Genomic DNA, 18,237 nt, shown 5'->3' on the forward strand with positions numbered 1-18,237 from the left:
GGTTCCTGTGCCCCTGGTTACACCGCATCCTGCGGCAGGTTGAGATCGCGGCCGCGGGTTTCCGGTGCAAAGAAGGTAGTGATTAAGCCAATGGCCGCCATTACAACAAAATAGCAGGCGACAGGCCACCAGTGACCGAAGCCGGACAGCAGCGCGGTGGCGATCAGCGGCGCGGTGCCGCCGGAGAGGATCGAGCCAAGCTCCTTGGCGAACGCCATTTTTGAGTAGCGATTTTTGACGCCGAACAGCTCCACCCCGTAAGCGGCCTGCACGCCAAAAATCCCCAGCGACGCAATGCACATGCCGACGACAATCACCGAAATCACCGTCGCCGGATCGCGGCTGTCGAGCAGCCAGAAAGCCGGGAAGGCGTACAGCACCAGCAGCAGGCAGAAGCAGCGGTAGGTGATGCGGCGGCCGAAGCGATCGGAAAGCCAACCGGCCAGCGGGATCACCAGGAAGCCGCACAGTGAGGCGATCATCACCGCCAATGCCGGCACCGACTTATCCACCATCAGCACCTTGGCGACATAACCCACGATAAAGCCCTGGCACAGGTAAGAGGGGCCGTTTTCGCCGATGCGCAGGCCGAGCATGACCCAGAAGGCTTTGGTGCGCTGCAGATAGCTGCGGTCATCCGGCGCGGCGGTGGAAGCGTCCAGCATGCGTTGGTGGTTTTGCTGTAGCTCGCGTTCAAATACCGGCGTTTCGCGCACGTGTCGGCGCAGGTAGAGCGCGCCCCCGGCGATCAGAATGCTGGCAAGGAACGGAATGCGCCAGCCCCAGGCGATCAGATCGGCTTTATCCAACTGCAACACCAGCAACCAGACCAGCGAGGCCAGTAAGGTACCGCTGTTGGAGCCGATAGCGATGATCGAGGCGACCAGCCCGCGCCGTTTGGCCGGTGCGTATTCCGCCAGCATCACCGCTCCGCCGGAAAGTTCCGCCCCGGCGCCGAACCCTTGGGCAAAACGCAGGATCACCAGGCAGGTTGGCGCCCAGATGCCGATTTGCGCGTAGGAGGGGATCAGCCCGATCAGCGTGGTGGAGACGCCCATCAGCGCCACGGTGGTGATCAGCACTACGCGGCGGCCTTTGCGATCGCCAATCCAGCCGAAAACCAAAGCGCCGATAGGGCGGGCGATAAAACCGACCGAGTAGGTGGCGAAACTGGCCAGCAGCGCCACCATTGGGGTGGCTTCGGGGAAAAACACGTCGCCGAACACCATGCCGGCCGCCAGGCCATACAGGGCGAAATCGACATACTCCATGGCGGTCCCGAGCCAGCATGAGAAGGTGGCGCGCCAGAATTGACTGCGTCCTTCTTTGGTGGCCAGGCGTTCATCGGCTGCCAGCGTATTGCCGGTGGCCTGTGGGGGGGCAAGCGTTGTTTCGCTCATGGCATTGATGTCCTCTTTTCGTCATGCGCCATGAGTGGCGCCGTTAAAGATGGTTTCCAGAGGCTGCGTCCCGCAATAGTTCGTGAGCGCCGCTGGCGGTCATTTGAGCGCGCAGCAAGGCGCGGGCCGTGAGGTTTGGTGGGCCAAATAAGCGGCTCGTAACACAGGTGCGCGTTCAAATGGCCCCAGCCCTTCGGGTCGCGCCCCAAAAGCCCGTACTCTGCGTTGTCGGGCTTGAACGTAGCCCACTATGTTCTGCACCCTCCGCCTTGATTACGGGCTTTTGGAACTGCGACGGCACCACGACCTATTGCGGGGCACAGCCTTAGACAAAAGTGTCGAGCGGGTGGCGATTCAACGCTGCATGACAAAGGTATCTACGCGCGTAGACAAAACAATGCTGCAGAGGTGAAAGTTTGCAGGCGATCACAGAATCCCCACCGCTCCGGGGAGTGAAGGTAAAGAAAACAGATGGCAGAAAGATGACATTGCGGCGTTTTTACCGCGGCGATTTTGCTGCCCGCCGCGCCACGAATCAGCCTGCCGCTTTTGGATTTCTGCGTTACAATGAATTTCTGTTAACAGTTTGTATGGTCTGGTGCGGCCGCAGGGTGCGGTGTCAGGCCTGGAGTAGAACAATGTCTGGCAATAGGGATTCCATCCTGCCGCCGCTTGAGTGGTTATCTGCGCAACACCCCCCGGTACCCGCCGCCGTCAGCGACTGGCTGATGGAGCCAGGATCCATGACCCGCCGTTTTGAACGCCACTGTGGGCGCGTGCACGTTGAACCGCAGCGCGAATGTTTCGTCACCCGCGACCAGTTGGGTGAAGAAGCCGAACACCTGCCGGATAGCCCGCGTTACTGGCTGCGAGAGATAATACTGCTGGGCGATAACCAGCCTTGGCTGCTGGGGCGCACGGTGATCCCGCAAGAGACCTTGACCGGCCCGGATCAGGCGTTGGTGGATTTGGGCACGCTCCCGCTGGGGCGTTACCTGTTCAGCAGCGGTGAATTGACTCGCGATTACATTCATATGGGGCGGCAGGATGCGTTATGGGCGCGCCGCTCCCGTTTACGGCTGGCGGGCAAGCCCTTATTGCTGACCGAACTGTTTTTACCGGCTTCGCCGTTGTACGCGGCGGGCAGCGCGGAAATCGCATGATGAGGAGAGGAAATACCTTGGAGGGAAGCGTGACTCAAAGCAAATGGCGGGCATACGGCCATCTGATGCGCCTCGATAAACCGATCGGCAGCCTGCTGCTGCTGTGGCCAACGCTGTGGGCGCTGTGGATTGCGGGGCAGGGGGTGCCGCCACTGTCTATCCTGCTGGTGTTCGTGATTGGGGTGTTCCTGATGCGTGCTGCCGGCTGCGTGGTGAATGACTATGCCGACCGCGCCGTTGACGGCCACGTGAAGCGAACCGCGGGGCGCCCAATGCCGAGCGGCCGGGTGAGCGAGAAAGAGGCCAAGATCCTGTTCGTGGTGCTGGTGCTGGTCTCGTTTGGGCTGGTGCTGACGCTGAACGCCATGACCATCTGGCTGTCGCTGGCGGCGCTGGCGCTGGCGTGGATCTATCCGTTTATGAAGCGGGTCACCAATCTGCCGCAGTTCGTGCTGGGAGCGGCGTTCGGTTGGGGCATCCCAATGGGCTACGCCGCCGTCAGCGAGGCACTGCCGTTGAGCTGCTGGTTGCTGCTGCTGGCCAATATCTGCTGGACGGTGGCTTACGATACGCTGTATGCGATGGTGGACCGTGACGATGACCTGAAGATTGGCGTCAAATCCACCGCCATTCTGTTTGGCCGTTACGACAAACTGATCGTCGGTCTGCTGCAGTTCGCGACGCTGCTGCTGCTGCTGTGGGTGGGCTATCTGGCCAAACTGAGCGGGGCGTTTTATTGGTCGTTGCTATTGGCGGGTGCCTTGTTTATTCATCAGCAAAAGCAAATCGCTACCCGCGATCGCGACGCCTGCTTCAAGGCGTTTCTGGATAATAACTATGTCGGGCTGGTGTTGTTTATCGGTATCGCATTGAGTTATTGGCAGGGCTAGCGGTATTCCTGCAATAAAAAAGGCACCCTGCGGTGCCTTTTTGTTTTTGATTATCAATCAATTATTCAGCTTTTTCTTCCGTCGCCGCCGTTTCCGGCTGCACGCTGGTTTCCGCCGGCATGCTGACGCTCTCGATAGTCAGCTTGATTTCCGGGGTAATCAAATCGCTCAACATGCTGTACACCTCCAGGGTGTGCTCACGAACGGCATCGCCGACATCGTTGATGTAGCCTTCTTCACGCAGCGTCGCCACCAGGGTAGAGAACACCGCCTTGTCGAAGAACTCTGGCGCATTGATACCATGCAGCACCGAAAGACGCTGGGCCATGATGCGGCTCTCTTTCTCCAGCGCGCCGCGGTTGATGCTCGGGTTGGCGCTGAGGATAGACATGGTGATGGCATAGCGCTGCAACGTTTCGCGCACGCCGGCTGCCAGCAATTGCAGAGGGCGAATGCGCGCCGGGTTAAGCACCAGATCCTCGCCTTTGTCGCAGATGAGCTGCTGGCGGATCATTTCCGCGATCAGCGGCCGCAGCACTTCCGGCAGTTGTTCCTTGTCGTTGTGCAGGAACAGTTCGGCCTTCAGCATCGGGTAAATCAGGCCGATCTGCCGCAGCAGTTCAGCGCGGGACACCCGGCGGTGATGCATCACTATGGTGGCGATCAACGAAGGCAGCACCAGCAGATGGTGGATATTGTTGCGGTAATAGGTCATCAGCACCGCCTGCTCGCGCGGCAGGATGATGATATCGCCGATGTTATCCTTCTCCACCTCGAACTTGTTCATGTTCAGCGCGTGATCCAGCAGCTCGTCCGGCGTTTGGGTCGGCACTGTGACGTCGCCGGCGTAAGGCACGTTGCGCATCAGTTGCAGATAACACTCCAACTGCTCAAGCAGCTGCTCGCGGGTCAGCGAGCGCTGGCGTGAGGCCAGCAGCGCCGTGGAACACAGGTTCATGGCATTGGCGGCGGCGGCGTTGTTGATGCGGACCATGATCTTGGCCGCCAGGTCGTTGACCGTTGGCGTCAGCCAGCTTGGACGTTGGGCTTCGATCGGGTCAATCGATTCGCGCCACTGCGGCACGTTCTGGTTCAGGTAGGCGGTCAACGGCAGCGGATCGCCGAAGTTGACGTAACCCTGGCCGAGATTACGCAGCTTGCGCAGGCCGCGCAGCATCTGCAACAGGCTCTCTTTTTCCTTGGTCGCACCGCGCAGCTCTTTGGCGTAAGTACCTACTTCCATCACGTGTTCGTAACCGATGTAGATCGGGACCAGCGTGATAGGGCGAGTGCCACCGCGCAACATTGCCTGGATGGTCATCGACAGGGTGCCGGTCTTCGGTTCCAGCAGGCGCCCGGTACGGGAACGGCCGCCTTCGACGAAGTATTCCACCGAGTAACCGCGGGTAAACAGCTCGCCGAGGTATTCGCGGAACACCGTTGAATACAGCTTGTTGCCTTTGAAGGTGCGGCGGATAAAGAACGCGCCCAGGCGACGGAAGATCGGCCCGGCCGGCCAGAAGTTGAGGTTGATGCCGGCGGCGATGTGCGGCGGCACCAGGCCCTGGTGATACAGCACGTAGGACAGCAGCAGGTAGTCCATATGGCTGCGGTGGCACGGCACATAAACGATCTCGTGGCCGTCCTGCGCCAACTGGCGCACGCGCTCGGCATTGGTGACGTTGATGCCCTGATACAGCCGGTTCCAGGTCCAGCTCAGCACGCGATCGGAAAGGCGCACCGTCTCGTACGAGAAGTCGGCGGCGATCTCTTCCATCAGCGCAATGGCGTTCTGCTGGGCCTTTTCATGGGAAATTTTCTTGCTGCGCGCTTCGTCCTCGACCGCTTTTTCGATCGCTTTGGACGCCAGCAGCTTATTGAACAGATCCTGACGAGCCGGCAGGCTTGGGCCGACGGCGGCCAGACGTTGACGCGAGAAATGCATGCGCGCCACGCGCGCCAGTTTTTGTGCGATAGTTTTGTCCGTGCCGTGTTCGGTCGCCATTCGGCGCAGCGAAACGGTGTTGGAGAAACGCACGAAGCTGTCGCGGCCCAGCCACAGGACGGCGAAGAATTTCTGGACGCCGTTCAGCAAGCGCAGATGCGGCGTGCCGTGGCCTTCTCGGCCTGGGGAACGGCCAAACATCACCGACACCGGCAGCATCTGAATATCGAGATCCGGATTGCTGCGGTGCAGATCCAGATAGTCGTGAAACAGTTTTACCGACTCTTCTTTCGGTGTGTAGTAGCGGAACACGCGCGGGCCGTCGTGAATAAACACATGGCTTGGCAGTACGGTGCCGTCTATCTCCAGCGGATTGAGGGGGTCGGGCAAATCCTGCGCCAGGCACTGGGTGCGCAGCGTCAGTAAATCCGCCTTGGAATTATAAGGTAAAACATACAAAATCGGCCGTGAGGGATCCAACCCTAACTCCGTGACCGGATCTGAAGGGATAACCTTACTTCTTACCAACAATTTAAGTGGTAAATTCAATAATTTATAATAAATTTTACGCCAACCTGACATAACAACGTGAAGCCTCTTGTTAGCAATGCGCCGCAAGCATACCAGAAACCGGGTAGCAGATCTGTGGTGTTGGAAAACCGTGAGCCGGGAGAGTTTCCTGACCCAAGCTCTATAATTATGACTTACCTCTGTGAAAGGCACTAAAAAACATGGCAAACCAAGCAACCGGCCTGACCCGTATTATTAAAGCCGCCGGCTACTCATATAAAGGCTTTTCTGCTGCCTGGCAGCACGAAGCCGCATTCCGCCAGGAGCTGGTGGCGACCGTGCTGGCTATCATACTGGCGATCTGGCTGGATGTGGGTGCGATAGCGCGCATTTTACTGATCGGATCGGTGCTGTTGGTCGTGATCGTCGAGATGCTGAACAGCGCGATTGAAGCCATTGTCGATAGGGTGGGCACGGAACACCACGAGCTTTCCGGGCGGGCGAAAGATATGGGGTCGGCGGCGGTAACGCTGACGATCATACTGGCGCTGTTTGTCTGGGGTTCGGTACTCTGGCAACACTTTGCCTGAGTGGAACGCTCCGTTGCGGCGGGGCGCTAATCCCTGATTTTTATTCATTCTTCGGTTCCCAAGCCGCGCTTACCTGTATATACTCACAGCAAGACTGTATAAACAAACAGGGGGCGGAATGAAAGCATTAACTACCAGACAACAAGAAGTCTATGATCTGATTCGCGATCATATTTCGTCAACTGGCATGCCGCCAACGCGCGCCGAGATCGCCATGCGTCTGGGGTTCCGTTCGCCAAATGCTGCAGAAGAACATCTGAAAGCGCTGGCGCGCAAGGGCGTGATCGAGATCGTCTCCGGCGCTTCACGCGGCATTCGCCTGCTGATGGAAGATGAAGAAGGTTTACCGCTGATTGGCCGCGTGGCCGCCGGTGAACCGCTGCTGGCGCAGCAGCATATCGAAGGGCACTATAAGGTGGATCCTTCTTTGTTCAAACCGAGCGCGGATTTCCTGCTGCGGGTCAACGGCATGTCGATGCGTGATATCGGCATCCTCGACGGCGATCTGCTGGCGGTGCATAAAACCCAGGACGTGCGGAACGGCCAGGTAGTTGTGGCGCGTATTGAAGATGAAGTTACGGTCAAACGCCTGAAAAAACACGGCAATGTGGTTGAACTGCTGCCGGAAAACAGCGAGTTCCAGCCTATCGTGGTCGACCTGCGTCAGCAAAATTTCACCATTGAAGGTCTGGCGGTCGGCGTGATCCGCAACGGCGACTGGATTTAATCGCTGCGCCTGAACGTTGTCCTCTGATTTAAATCGCCCCAGCTCTGGGGCGATGTCATTTCTGATTCATTCAAACCCTACCGCCACGGGAACATTTCACTATGCGCCTGCTTTCTGCCTTCACCAGCGATACTGATAAAGCCCTATGGCGCCTTGCGTTACCCATGATCTTTTCCAATATTACCGTTCCGCTGCTCGGGCTGGTGGATACTGCGGTGATTGGCCACCTGGATAGCCCCGCCTATCTGGGTGGCGTTGCTATTGGTGCCATGGCTACCAGCTTCCTGTTTATGTTGCTGCTGTTCCTTCGTATGAGCACTACCGGGCTGGCGGCACAGGCGCTCGGTGCACAGGATCCTCAGGGGTTGGCGCGCGCTTTTATGCAGCCGTTGTGGCTGGCGGTGTTGGCCGGTGTGGCGATTGTGCTGCTGCGCCACCCGTTGATCGATATGGCGTTGCAGATCGTGGGCGGCGATGGCGCGGTGCTGGAACAAGCGCGGCTATTCCTCGAAATCCGCTGGCTAAGTGCGCCGGCGGCGTTGGCCAACATGGTGATCCTGGGCTGGCTGCTTGGCGTGCAATACGTGCGTGCACCGGTGATCTTGCTGATTATCGGTAACCTGCTGAATATCGTACTGGATATCTGGTTGGTGATGGGGCTGGGTTGGAACGTGCAAGGGGCGGCGACGGCGACCGTCATCTCTGAATATGCCACCCTGCTGCTGGGGCTATGGCTTGCCTGGCGGGTGATGCGCATACGAGGCATTTCCGCGCCGATGCTGCGCCAGGCCTGGCGCGGTAATCTGCGGCGCCTGCTGGCGCTGAATCGCGACATCATGTTGCGTTCACTGTTGCTGCAAGCGTGTTTTGCCTCACTGACCATTTTCGGTGCCCGGCTTGGCGGCGACGTGGTGGCGGTAAACGCGGTACTGATGAATTTGCTGACCTTCACGGCCTACGCGCTCGACGGCTTTGCCTACGCGGTAGAGGCGCATTCCGGCCATGCCTATGGCGCTCGCGACGACAGCCAACTGCGCAAGGTATGGCGCGCCGCCTGTCGCCAGGCTTGTTTGGTGGCACTGGCTTTTGGGGTGCTGTATGCCGTTGCCGGGCAGCAAATCATCTCGGCATTAACCTCTTTACCCGAGTTGCGTACGCTGGCGAGCCATTATCTGCCGTGGCAGGTGGTGCTGCCGTTGGTCGGTGTGTGGTGTTACCTGCTGGACGGCATGTTTATTGGCGCGACCCGCGGTGCCGAAATGCGCAACAGCATGGCGGTGGCGGCCGTCGGCTTCGGCCTGACGTTGTTTACCGTACCTGTATTGGGCAACCACGGATTATGGCTGGCGCTGGCGGTGTTTCTGTCGCTGAGGGGCATTGCGCTGGGCTGGTTCTGGCACCGTCACCGGCTGCGCGGTACCTGGTTTAGGGGGCAATAAGACAGAGAGCTTTATAGATAATTGAGTAATTTTTCTTATGTTTTTTATTTATATTTGCTTACATGTTCCCAAGAGCCATTCCAGTCGGGTAGCACCTTGTTTGTTAGTGTCTTTTTCTGGTTAATTGTTTTTTTATGGCTTTTTATTCTGGTTTTTGTTTGGTTGTCGTTATCTGCGTCTACAATTAATCATGTGGCTGGCGAAATGAATGGGGGAGTGGCAACCCTTTGGTTGGCGGTAATAGACCATAAAAATTGCTTGGTTAGACGCCCGGTCAGCACAGTATCAAACTGATTTACGACAGGTTAACGGAGAGACTATGAACAAAGATCAAGCCGACGGTAACTGGAAACAGTTTAAAGGGAAAGTGAAGGAACAATGGGGCAAGCTGACCGATGACGATTTGGCGGTCATTGAAGGGAAACGCGAACAGCTTGTCGGTAAAATCCAGGAACGCTATGGCTACCAGAAAGAGGCGGCCGAGAAAGAAGTGAAATCCTGGGAAGACCACAGCAAGTATCGCTGGTAGAGAGCAGGGCCACAGCATACGGTGGCCGTAATCGACTGTAGCCGGCCGGGTGTTTTGATCCCCTTAACGCCACGGCCACAGGTACAGGGAAGTGCCTGACCAATCCCGCTTAATTTATTTCTTCTTGATGGCAATGCTGTGATCGTGCTCACCGCAATCATGCTTGCTGTCGCAGGCTTCCACTTCAACACAGCCCGAACACAGGCCATGCGCTTCCACCACGCTGTGGCGCAGCACAAAACCCGACTCTTTCGCCAGTTTTTGCAGCGTTTCCTCCACCCCTTCGGTGGTGCGTTCAGTCACCTGAGCACAGCGATCGCAGATAAACAGCGCGGAGGTATGCATCGGTTGTTCGAAATGATGGCACAGCACGTAGCTGTTGGCCGACTCCACCCGATGAATAAACCCTTGTTCCAACAAGAAATCCAGCGCGCGATAGACCGTTGGCGGTTTCGCCTGCGGTTCAGCTACGCGCAGCAGATCCAGCAGGTCATAAGCGCTGATGGCACCGGGTTGTTGTGCCATCAGGCGTAACACTTCCAGCCGCTGCGGTGTCAGCCGCACATTGCGTTGCAGGCAGAGTTGTTCAGCCTGCGCCAGCAGTTTTTCCTGGGTGCTTGAGTTCATGGCAAATATCCCGGTACGTAAAAAAACCGATTTTATCATGATTAAGCGCAATCGCCGAGAGTCGCCCCCTTTTCCGCTGAGAAGGAGCAACCTGATGCGGAGATACGGCTGGTGCGATGAAAAATGAGTGACCCTTCACGCGCTACACCGGCATCTGAGCGGTGGGCAAGCGCCGTGATTCCTTCTCAGGTGGACAGTGAACGCTGCAAGCGCTCCGCCAGCCTGGTCATCTCCGCCGCAGGATTATGGCCAATCAGCATAAAGCTGTGGCTGCCATCGGCCCAATACACCACGTTCATCCCCTGGCGGCGTTCGCTTTGTGCGGACTCCGGCTTGCCCGGTTGCTGAATGATGCACAGCGCCAGCGGGCCAAACTGCGCGTCCAGCCAGGTCAACTGAGCAATGCGGCGATCGTCGTAAGCCAACACGCGGGCATTTTTCAGCTCAGCGCCGTTCAATGCCAGTTTGGGAGCGGGGAGGGCAATGCCGAGCCGTTCGCCGGTGTGCTGCAATTGACTGGCGAGTAACGCAGGGGCGCTATCGAAGCCCGCCAGCGTTTCCGGGGTGTAAAGCGCCATATATTGGGCCACCAGGCCGCGCCAGTTGTCTTCTGGCTGACTCGCTTGCAGCCAGGCGCGATCGCCTGCGACACCCAGCGCCAGAAAACCGACGGCAGCGGCAATCAGGGCACGGCGGCTGACGCCGCGTTGTGGGGCCGGCATGGCAAGTGGCCACCTGTCCTGCAGTTGTTGCACCGGTGCTTCATCCAGCAAAGGGGCGAACGCCTGTTTGAACGGCAGATTGCTGCGTTCCAGCAGCGACAAACGGTCGGCCAATGCCGGTTCGTCGACCAGGCGCTGTTCCAGGCTGCGGCGCTGCTGGGGATCCAGTTGATTGTCCAGATAGGCGACCAGCAGTTCATCCGCAGTATAGTATGAGCTCATGATCGTTCTCCTTTTGACTGCGGGATATGGGGTTGCAGCACACTGTCGTTCGCAAGTCGTAGACGTGCCGCTGCCAGGCGGCTCATGATGGTGCCGATAGGGACGCCCAGCACCTCGGCCGCTTCCCGGTAAGAAAGCTCCTCCACGTACACCAGGAACAGCGTATTGCGCTGTGCCTCCGGCAGGCGATTGACCCGCTGCATCACTTCATTGGCCCATATCGTATCTTCACCGTTTTCCTCGCCGGCCAGATCGTCGGCATCGACAAAACCCTGCCCCTGACGGATATGCCGGGCACGGACTTCGTTCAGCCAAATGGAATGCAGAATCGAAAACAGCCAGCGATCCATGCGCGAGCCCAATGTAAACTGTGCGGCGCGTTCCAGCGCCCGCACACAGGTGGCTTGTACCAGATCGTCGGCGATATCCCGCCGGTGAGAGAGCACTAAACCATAGCGCCACAGGCGGGAAAGATACTGGCCGATTTCGTTGCGGATTGCGTCGTTGCTGATGCTCGCCTCCGGGCCTGGCTACCTTATGATTCGGGATGGTGATCTATGGCTGCCGCCAGGTCGCGGTACTCTTCGCAACCGGTGCCGCACAGCGACTGGATCACCTTGAGCTGCTCTTTCGCCAGGTCCGGGCGGCCTTTCACCATATAGGCTTCACCCAAGTATTCGCGGACTTTTGGGTAGTTGGGATCGAGCGCTACTGATTTTAAATAGTAGCCGATGCCTTCATCCGTGCGTCCGAGCTTGCGGGTGGCGTAACCCCGGTAGTTCAATGCCACGGCGGTGTTGGGGTTTTTCAGAGTGTTCAGCACGTCGAGGGCATCCTGATAGCGGCCGCTTTTCGCCAGCGCATAGGCGTAGTTCGCCCGATCGTTGTCGCCGATCATGCTGCTTTTATCCACCATGCAGGTCTTGGTTTTTGTGTCGTATATCTGGCCTTTCGGGCAGGTTGGCGTGGTTTGGCCGCTGCCGTCACCCCCCATCGCCAGGGCCGCGCCGGAAAACAGCACAGAGCCAGCAATCACGGGCAGCAACAGGCGTTTAACGAAACTGTTCATGGTTTTTTCCTCATTGGAAGGGAGGCGAGTTGCCCCCTTGGTGAGAGAACACCTGAAGGCGCGTTTTTATTCGTTTTTTCTTTTTCTTTTTGGCCTGATGGCACGGCGGTTTTCCCAATGCCGTCGATTGTCGTTATAATAGCCGTTTGCGGCAGCATGCCGTTCGTTGAATCCCAGACAGATCAGGTAGCCAGTAACTCAGCATGACGACAGACAACCACGCCTCAAAATATGCCGCCAATCGTTTCTCCATTGCGCCGATGCTCGACTGGACCGATCGTCATTGCCGATACTTCCACCGCCTGCTGACCAAAGAAACGCTGCTGTACACCGAAATGGTGACCACCGGCGCGATTATTCACGGCAAGGGCGACTATCTGGCCTACAGCGAAGAAGAGCACCCGGTGGCGTTGCAACTGGGCGGCAGCGATCCGGCTGCGCTGGCGCACTGCGCCAAACTGGCCGAACAGCGCGGTTACGACGAGATTAACCTCAACGTCGGTTGCCCGTCCGATCGCGTACAAAACGGCATGTTCGGCGCCTGTCTGATGGGGCAGGCAACGCTGGTTGCCGACTGTATCAAGGCGATGCGCGACGTGGTGTCGATCCCGGTGACGGTCAAGACCCGCATCGGCATCGACGACCAGGACAGCTACGAGTTTCTGTGCGATTTTATCGCCACCGTCGCCGGGCGCGGCGAGTGCGATATGTTTACTATCCATGCGCGCAAGGCCTGGTTGTCCGGCCTCAGCCCGAAAGAAAACCGTGAAGTGCCGCCGCTGGACTATCCGCGCGTGTACCAACTGAAACGGGATTTCCCGCAGTTGACTCTCGCCATCAACGGCGGTGTGAAAACGCTGGGAGAAGCAAAGCAGCATCTGGAGCATCTGGATGGCGTGATGATGGGGCGCGAGGCTTATCAGAATCCGGGCATTTTGGCGCGGGTCGACAGCGAGCTGTTTGGTCGCCAGACCGAGGTCATGGACAGCGTGGCGATTATCGAATCGCTGTATCCCTATATCGAACGTGAGCTGTCGAACGGTACCTATTTGGGGCACATCACCCGCCATATCCTCGGCCTGTTCCAGGGCGTGCCGGGGGCGCGCCAGTGGCGTCGCCATCTGAGCGAGAACGCCCACAAACCGGGCGCCGATGCGCGCGTGGTGGAAGCTGCGCTGGATCTGGTTCGTCTGCCGCGTACCGAAGTGGCGTAATACGCAAAGAATTTGACTAACAGTTAGTCTTTTTCATCAGGCATTCAGCGCTCTGCTGTTTGCCTGTTTTTATATTTCAACTACTTATCTTTTCTGCCGTTCTGGCACGCATCTTGTAATACTCCTGCAGAGACTTTGTTTTGCGAAGGAGCAATCATGTTAGAACTCTTCTTTCTCATTGGCTTTGTAGTGATGCTGATGGTGACCGGAATTTCGCTGCTGGGCGTCTTCGCCGCGTTACTGGTCGCGGCGGCGTTTATGCTGCTGGGCGGCCTGCTGGCGATAGTGATCAAGCTGCTGCCCTGGTTGATTTTGGCGGTGGTGGGCGTTTGGATATACCGTTCGGTGCAGAAGCCGCAAATACGTCGTTACTGATTTTTTGTCGAGTAATCAGGCAGTCACGCTGAAATTTGCGTAACGAATGCATCGTGAATGCGGCGACGATCACACCTTGGTGTTTTAAATGCGAATGCGGCACATTAAGCGTGTTTTTTGCGTTTAGGGGCTGGTAGGATATTTGTCGATGCAGCGATGCGACCTATTTCATCACCGCAAGAGACAATAATACCCAATACGAGCGTTGCTGAAGCAACCCCCCTGTCTCTGGCGGACTCTGCTCTACCCCTACAAATGCAGTAAATAGAAAGGGCTCCTTACGGAGCCCTTTTCTTTTGCCTGGGGATCAAGGGATCAGCAGGCTTGAACCGCTGGTATTGCGGCTTTCCAGCACCTCATGCGCACGTTGTGCATCGGCCAGCGCAAATTTTTGCTCTTCTTTTACGTCGACCTTGATGGCGCCACTGCCGATCAACGAAAACAGTTCATTGCTGGCGAACTGCAACTCCGCGCGGTTAGTGACGTAACCGTTGAGCGAAGGGCGGGTGACGTACAGCGAACCTTTCTGGTTCAGCAATGCCAGATCGACGCCGGTTACCGGGCCAGAGGCGTTGCCGAAGCTGACCATCAGCCCACGGCGCTTCAGGCTATTGAGTGAGGCCTGCCAGGTGCTTTGGCCCACCGAATCGTACACCACGCCGACTTTTTCGCCCTGCGTCAGTTCAGACACGCGCTGGGCGATATCTTCTTGATGGTAATTGATGGTCGCCCAGGCGCCGGCGCGTTTAGCCAGTTCAGCTTTTTCGTCAGAACCGACGCTGCCGATAAGCTTTGCGCCGAGCGCCTTGGCCCACTGGCAGGCAATCAACCCGACGCCGCCTGCGGCGGCATGGAACAGGAACACTTCGCCCGGCTGCACTTCATGGGTTTGGCGCAGCAGATAGTGTACCGTCAGCCCTTTCAGAAACGAGGCGGCACCCTGCTCAAAGCTCAGGTTGTGCGGCAGGATCGCCACTTTCTCTACCGAAACATTGTGAACGTCGCTGTAGGCGCCGAGTGACGATTGGGCGTAAACCACGCGGTCGCCCGGTTTCACCGCGCTGACGCCGGCGCCTACCTTGATCACCACGCCGGCCGCTTCGGTGCCCAACCCGCTTGGCAGGCTGGCGGGTGCATAGAGGCCGCTGCGAATATAGGTATCGATGTAGTTGATGCCGATCGCCTTATTCTCAACCTGTACCTCACCGGCTGCCGGATCGATAGGTGTAAAATCAACGTATTGCAACACGTCCGGGCCGCCGGTGGCGGAGAATTGAATGCGCTTTGCCATTTCATTACCTCGTTGGGGTGTCTGATTTCACCCTACGCGTTTTAGTATCGACGATCCAGTTTAGCCGGGTGCGGATTGATACCTTTTTTGCATCGGTTATGCCGCGGGAATCACAGATAAAAATCACGTATACTCTCGCGTCAGGATTCTCCATTCGCAACCGGATAAAGAATACGCTTCATGGCAGGAAAAAAACCAACCAACAAAACTTACGCGGACGAAGCCAGAGATCGCCCTCGAGATCGCCAGATGGAAGGGCTGAAGATGCCGCCACATTCGCTGGAGGCGGAACAGTCCGTGTTGGGCGGTTTGATGCTGGATAACGAACGCTGGGATAACGTATCGGAACGCGTGGTCTCCAACGATTTCTTCAGCCGCCCGCACCGCCTGATCTTTACCGAGATGCAGCGGCTGTTGGAAATGAGCCGGCCTATCGATCTGATCACCCTGTCCGAATCGCTCGAGCAGCGCGGCGAACTGGATTCGGTGGGCGGTTTCGCCTATCTGGCCGAGCTGTCGAAAAACACCCCAAGCGCCGCCAACATCGGCGCTTATGCCGACATCGTGCGTGAACGTGCGGTCGTACGCGAAATGATCTCGGTAGCCAATGAGATCGCCGACGCCGGTTACGATCCGCAGGGCCGCAGCAGCGAAGATCTGCTCGATCTGGCCGAGTCGCGGGTATTCCAGATCGCGGAAAATCGCGCCAGTAAAGATGAAGGCCCGAAAGGCATCGAGCGTATTCTGGAAGACACCGTTTCGCGCATCGAGCAGCTGTATCAACAGCCGCACGACGGCGTTACCGGGGTAGACACCGGCTATCAGGATCTCAATAAGAAAACTGCCGGTTTGCAAAAATCGGACCTGATCATCGTCGCCGCCCGTCCTTCGATGGGTAAAACCACTTTCGCCATGAACCTGTGCGAACACGCCGCGATGACGCAGGAAAAGCCGGTGCTGATCTTCAGCCTGGAGATGCCCGGCAACCAGATCATGATGCGTATGCTGGCGTCGCTGTCGCGCGTCGACCAGACGCGTATCCGTACCGGCCAGCTCGACGACGAGGACTGGGCGCGCATTTCCAGCACCATGGGCATCCTGCTGGAGAAGCGCAATATGTACATTGACGACTCCTCCGGCCTGACGCCAACCGAAGTGCGCTCCCGCGCGCGCCGTATTTTCCGCGAACATGACGGCCTCAGCCTGATCATGATCGACTACCTGCAGCTGATGCGTGTGCCGGCCCTGTCCGACAACCGTACGCTGGAAATCGCCGAAATCTCCCGCTCGCTGAAGGCGCTGGCGAAAGAGCTGCAGGTGCCGGTGGTGGCACTGTCGCAGCTGAACCGAAGCCTGGAGCAGCGCGCCGACAAACGCCCGGTCAACTCAGACCTGCGTGAGTCCGGTTCCATCGAGCAGGATGCCGACCTGATCATGTTCATCTACCGTGATGAGGTTTATCATGAGAACAGCGACATGAAAGGGATTGCCGAAATTATTCTGGGTAAGCAGCGTAACGGCCCGATCGGTACCGTGCGCCTGACCTTTAACGGCCAGTGGTCGCGTTTCGATAACTACGCGGGGCCACAATATGATGATGAATAATCAGCTAAGGAACTGAAATGAAAGCGGCAACCGCTGTAATCGACCGCCGCGCTCTGCGACATAATCTGCAACAGGTGCGCCGCCAGGCGCCGCAAAGCCGCCTGATTGCCGTTGTGAAAGCAAACGCTTATGGACATGGCCTGCTGGAAACAGCTCACACTTTGCAAGACGCCGACTGCTACGGTGTGGCGCGCATTGGCGAGGCGCTGATGCTGCGCTCCGGCGGCATCGTGAAACCGATCCTGCTGCTGGAAGGTTTTTTCTGCGCTGAAGATCTGCCGGTGCTGGTGGCGAATAACATCGAAACCGCAGTGCACAGCATCGAACAGCTTGAAGCGCTGGAGCAGACCGAGCTGGCGCGCCCGGTGCCGGTATGGATGAAGCTCGATACCGGCATGCACCGCCTGGGCGTGCGTCCGGAACAGGCCGAGGCGTTTTATCAGCGTCTGAGCGCCTGCCGTAACGTGGCGCAGCCGGTCAATATCATGAGCCACTTCAGCCGCGCCGATGAACCGGACTCTGACGCTACGCTCAAGCAAATGCAGTGTTTCGAAAGTTTTGTCCGTGGCAAGCCGGGCCAGCGCTCGATCGCCGCTTCGGGCGGCACCTTGCTGTGGCCGGATGCGCACAATGACTGGGTGCGGCCGGGCATTATCCTGTACGGCGTTTCTCCGATGGAGGATGCCTGCGGCAGCCAATTTGATCTGCAGCCGGCGATGACGCTGAAGTCCAACCTGATTGCGGTGCGCGACCACAAGGCCGGCGAGGCGGTGGGTTACGGCGGCACCTGGGTGAGCGAAGGCGACACCCGGCTGGGCGTGGTGGCGATGGGTTATGGTGATGGTTACCCGCGCAGTGCGCCCTCCGGTACCCCGGTATGGCTTAATGGCCGCGAAGTGCCGGTGGTCGGCCGGGTATCTATGGACATGATTTCGGTCGATCTCGGGCCAAACGCGACCGATAAGGTCGGCGATGAAGTGGTGCTATGGGGCAAGGCGTTGCCGGTCGAGCGCATTGCCGCCTGTACCGGCATCAGCGCCTATGAGCTGATTACCAAGCTGACGCAGCGCGTGGCGATGGAATATATCGGCGAATAACCTGTCGTGGGCCGGCAAGGTGCCGGCCCTAATCTTCAACGCGTTACTTCTTTACCGCCAGCCACTGATCGATAATGCTTTGATACTCGCCGGTCGCTTTGGCCAGGTGCAGCCACTGATCCACATACAGCTTCCAGCTCAGATCATCACGCGGCAACATATAGGCCTTCTCGCCGTATTGCAGCGGTTTGTCCGGATTTACCGCGCACAGTTTCGGATAGTGTTTTTGCTGATACAGCGCCTCGGAAGCGTCGGTAATCATCACATCGGCTTTCTTGTCCACTAACTGCTGAAAAATACCCACGTTATCATGGGTCAACGTCAGCTTGGCGTCGGGCAGGTAAGCATGTACGAACGCTTCGTTGGTGCCGCCCGCCGGCTCCAGCAGGCGCACGGACGCTTTGTTGATCTGCTCGACCGTCCGGTATTTCTTCACGTCGGTGCAGCGCACCAGCGGGATTTTGCCGTCGGTATCCAGCTTATCGGCGAAGAACACCTGTTTTTGCCGCTGTAGCGTGACGGAAATGCCGCCCATGGCGATGTCGCACTTGCCGGCGACAAAGTCCGGCGTCAGGGTTTTCCAACTGGTTTTCACCCATTTCACTTTGGCGCCCAGGCTCTTGGCCAGCGATTCCGCCATGGCGATATCAATGCCTTCGTAGCTGCCGTCTTCCTTCAAAAAGGTGTAGGGCTTGTAATCGCCGGTGGTGCACACTTCCAGCGTGCCCTGTTGTGTCACCTTATCCAGATGGGATTGGGCGCTGGCGCTCCCGGCGGCGACCAGCAGTGCGAGAGGTAATAGCTTTTTCATCTGTTTCCCTT

The 18,237-nt window shown here is 57.9% G+C and carries 18 protein-coding genes; 10 read left to right on the top strand and 8 right to left on the bottom strand.

The window, feature by feature from the left end; translation table 11 throughout:
• Positions 1-17 precede the first annotated feature (17 nt).
• Complete coding sequence (locus tag ACUTQW_RS23065) at positions 18-1,400, bottom strand: MFS transporter (RefSeq protein ID WP_037433716.1); 1,383 nt, start codon at positions 1,398-1,400, stop codon at positions 18-20.
• 638 nt (positions 1,401-2,038) lie between these two features.
• Here ACUTQW_RS23065 and ubiC point away from each other — a divergent pair.
• The gene (gene ubiC / locus ACUTQW_RS23070; RefSeq protein WP_006328360.1) at positions 2,039-2,563 is read left to right on the top strand and encodes a chorismate lyase; all 525 of its coding nucleotides are present in this window, start codon (positions 2,039-2,041) and stop codon (positions 2,561-2,563) included.
• A gap of 17 nt (positions 2,564-2,580) precedes the next feature.
• Positions 2,581-3,453, top strand: a complete 873-nt coding sequence (gene ubiA / locus ACUTQW_RS23075; protein WP_006328357.1) for a 4-hydroxybenzoate octaprenyltransferase — start codon at positions 2,581-2,583, stop codon at positions 3,451-3,453.
• A gap of 61 nt (positions 3,454-3,514) precedes the next feature.
• Here ubiA and plsB read toward each other — a convergent pair whose 3' ends face one another.
• Positions 3,515-5,980: a glycerol-3-phosphate 1-O-acyltransferase PlsB gene (gene plsB / locus ACUTQW_RS23080; RefSeq protein ID WP_062791592.1), complete on the bottom strand. Its 2,466-nt coding sequence runs from the start codon at positions 5,978-5,980 to the stop codon at positions 3,515-3,517.
• A gap of 149 nt (positions 5,981-6,129) precedes the next feature.
• Here plsB and ACUTQW_RS23085 point away from each other — a divergent pair, with 149 nt between their 5' ends.
• From ACUTQW_RS23085 to ACUTQW_RS23100, 4 genes are all read left to right on the top strand, one after another.
• Positions 6,130-6,498: a diacylglycerol kinase gene (locus ACUTQW_RS23085; RefSeq protein ID WP_004948796.1), complete on the top strand. Its 369-nt coding sequence runs from the start codon at positions 6,130-6,132 to the stop codon at positions 6,496-6,498.
• A gap of 118 nt (positions 6,499-6,616) precedes the next feature.
• A complete protein-coding gene (gene lexA, locus ACUTQW_RS23090) occupies positions 6,617-7,225 on the top strand; it encodes a transcriptional repressor LexA (RefSeq protein WP_004948794.1) in 609 nt (202 codons plus the stop codon).
• Between the two features lie 101 nt (positions 7,226-7,326).
• Positions 7,327-8,664, top strand: a complete 1,338-nt coding sequence (gene dinF / locus ACUTQW_RS23095) for an MATE family efflux transporter DinF (RefSeq protein WP_006328347.1) — start codon at positions 7,327-7,329, stop codon at positions 8,662-8,664.
• 319 nt (positions 8,665-8,983) lie between these two features.
• Positions 8,984-9,193, top strand: coding sequence for a CsbD family protein (locus ACUTQW_RS23100; RefSeq protein WP_004948789.1), 210 nt, complete (start codon positions 8,984-8,986; stop codon positions 9,191-9,193).
• A 114-nt stretch (positions 9,194-9,307) separates the two neighbouring features.
• On the opposite strand, the gene zur is transcribed toward ACUTQW_RS23100, so the two are convergent.
• The 4 genes from zur to ACUTQW_RS23120 all read right to left on the bottom strand — a co-directional run bounded on the left by zur (position 9,308) and on the right by ACUTQW_RS23120 (position 11,833).
• Positions 9,308-9,820: a zinc uptake transcriptional repressor Zur gene (gene zur, locus ACUTQW_RS23105; RefSeq protein WP_004948787.1), complete on the bottom strand. Its 513-nt coding sequence runs from the start codon at positions 9,818-9,820 to the stop codon at positions 9,308-9,310.
• Positions 9,821-10,005: 185 nt separating this feature from the next.
• A complete protein-coding gene (locus ACUTQW_RS23110) occupies positions 10,006-10,764 on the bottom strand; it encodes an anti-sigma factor family protein (protein ID WP_004948784.1) in 759 nt (252 codons plus the stop codon).
• Positions 10,761-11,249 carry an RNA polymerase sigma factor gene (locus tag ACUTQW_RS23115; protein WP_071531492.1) on the bottom strand — a complete coding sequence of 163 codons (489 nt, stop codon included), beginning with the start codon at positions 11,247-11,249 and terminating at the stop codon, positions 10,761-10,763. The genes ACUTQW_RS23110 and ACUTQW_RS23115 overlap by 4 nt, the downstream gene beginning before the upstream one ends.
• A 50-nt stretch (positions 11,250-11,299) precedes the next feature.
• Entirely contained in the window at positions 11,300-11,833 is a 534-nt protein-coding gene (locus ACUTQW_RS23120) for a tetratricopeptide repeat protein (RefSeq protein ID WP_004948775.1), read from the bottom strand.
• Positions 11,834-12,036: 203 nt separating this feature from the next.
• On the opposite strand from ACUTQW_RS23120, the gene dusA reads away from it, so the two are divergent.
• Both dusA and pspG read left to right on the top strand, forming a co-directional pair.
• Positions 12,037-13,047 (top strand): tRNA dihydrouridine(20/20a) synthase DusA, encoded by a 1,011-nt coding sequence (gene dusA, locus ACUTQW_RS23125; RefSeq protein ID WP_006328345.1) that lies wholly within the window; start codon positions 12,037-12,039, stop codon positions 13,045-13,047.
• A gap of 156 nt (positions 13,048-13,203) precedes the next feature.
• Positions 13,204-13,422, top strand: a complete 219-nt coding sequence (pspG, locus tag ACUTQW_RS23130) for an envelope stress response protein PspG (RefSeq protein WP_006328344.1) — start codon at positions 13,204-13,206, stop codon at positions 13,420-13,422.
• A gap of 307 nt (positions 13,423-13,729) precedes the next feature.
• On the opposite strand, the gene ACUTQW_RS23135 is transcribed toward pspG, so the two are convergent.
• Entirely contained in the window at positions 13,730-14,713 is a 984-nt protein-coding gene (locus ACUTQW_RS23135) for a quinone oxidoreductase (protein ID WP_020439898.1), read from the bottom strand.
• Between the two features lie 180 nt (positions 14,714-14,893).
• Here ACUTQW_RS23135 and dnaB point away from each other — a divergent pair, with 180 nt between their 5' ends.
• Together dnaB and alr are read left to right on the top strand one after the other, a co-directional pair.
• The gene (gene dnaB / locus ACUTQW_RS23140) at positions 14,894-16,318 is read left to right on the top strand and encodes a replicative DNA helicase (RefSeq protein ID WP_004948763.1); all 1,425 of its coding nucleotides are present in this window, start codon (positions 14,894-14,896) and stop codon (positions 16,316-16,318) included.
• A gap of 17 nt (positions 16,319-16,335) precedes the next feature.
• Entirely contained in the window at positions 16,336-17,415 is a 1,080-nt protein-coding gene (gene alr, locus ACUTQW_RS23145) for an alanine racemase (protein WP_004948761.1), read from the top strand.
• 43 nt (positions 17,416-17,458) lie between these two features.
• On the opposite strand, the gene ACUTQW_RS23150 is transcribed toward alr, so the two are convergent.
• The gene (locus ACUTQW_RS23150) at positions 17,459-18,226 is read right to left on the bottom strand and encodes a transporter substrate-binding domain-containing protein (RefSeq protein ID WP_006328341.1); all 768 of its coding nucleotides are present in this window, start codon (positions 18,224-18,226) and stop codon (positions 17,459-17,461) included.
• Positions 18,227-18,237: the final 11 nt, after the last annotated feature.

It is taken from the genome of Serratia sp. TSA_7 (genome assembly GCF_052692135.1).

Bases quoted from the DNA above. Each gene is read 5' to 3' on its own strand.
- ACUTQW_RS23065 (WP_037433716.1), bottom strand. From the start codon at position 1,400: ATGAGCGAAACAACGCTTGCCCCCCCACAGGCCACCGGCAATACGCTG.
- ubiC (WP_006328360.1), top strand. From the start codon at position 2,039: ATGTCTGGCAATAGGGATTCCATCCTGCCGCCGCTTGAGTGGTTATCT.
- plsB (WP_062791592.1), bottom strand. From the start codon at position 5,980: ATGTCAGGTTGGCGTAAAATTTATTATAAATTATTGAATTTACCACTT.
- ACUTQW_RS23085 (WP_004948796.1), top strand. From the start codon at position 6,130: ATGGCAAACCAAGCAACCGGCCTGACCCGTATTATTAAAGCCGCCGGC.
- lexA (WP_004948794.1), top strand. From the start codon at position 6,617: ATGAAAGCATTAACTACCAGACAACAAGAAGTCTATGATCTGATTCGC.
- dinF (WP_006328347.1), top strand. From the start codon at position 7,327: ATGCGCCTGCTTTCTGCCTTCACCAGCGATACTGATAAAGCCCTATGG.
- ACUTQW_RS23100 (WP_004948789.1), top strand. From the start codon at position 8,984: ATGAACAAAGATCAAGCCGACGGTAACTGGAAACAGTTTAAAGGGAAA.
- zur (WP_004948787.1), bottom strand. From the start codon at position 9,820: ATGAACTCAAGCACCCAGGAAAAACTGCTGGCGCAGGCTGAACAACTC.
- ACUTQW_RS23110 (WP_004948784.1), bottom strand. From the start codon at position 10,764: ATGAGCTCATACTATACTGCGGATGAACTGCTGGTCGCCTATCTGGAC.
- ACUTQW_RS23120 (WP_004948775.1), bottom strand. From the start codon at position 11,833: ATGAACAGTTTCGTTAAACGCCTGTTGCTGCCCGTGATTGCTGGCTCT.
- dusA (WP_006328345.1), top strand. From the start codon at position 12,037: ATGACGACAGACAACCACGCCTCAAAATATGCCGCCAATCGTTTCTCC.
- pspG (WP_006328344.1), top strand. From the start codon at position 13,204: ATGTTAGAACTCTTCTTTCTCATTGGCTTTGTAGTGATGCTGATGGTG.
- ACUTQW_RS23135 (WP_020439898.1), bottom strand. From the start codon at position 14,713: ATGGCAAAGCGCATTCAATTCTCCGCCACCGGCGGCCCGGACGTGTTG.
- dnaB (WP_004948763.1), top strand. From the start codon at position 14,894: ATGGCAGGAAAAAAACCAACCAACAAAACTTACGCGGACGAAGCCAGA.
- alr (WP_004948761.1), top strand. From the start codon at position 16,336: ATGAAAGCGGCAACCGCTGTAATCGACCGCCGCGCTCTGCGACATAAT.
- ACUTQW_RS23150 (WP_006328341.1), bottom strand. From the start codon at position 18,226: ATGAAAAAGCTATTACCTCTCGCACTGCTGGTCGCCGCCGGGAGCGCC.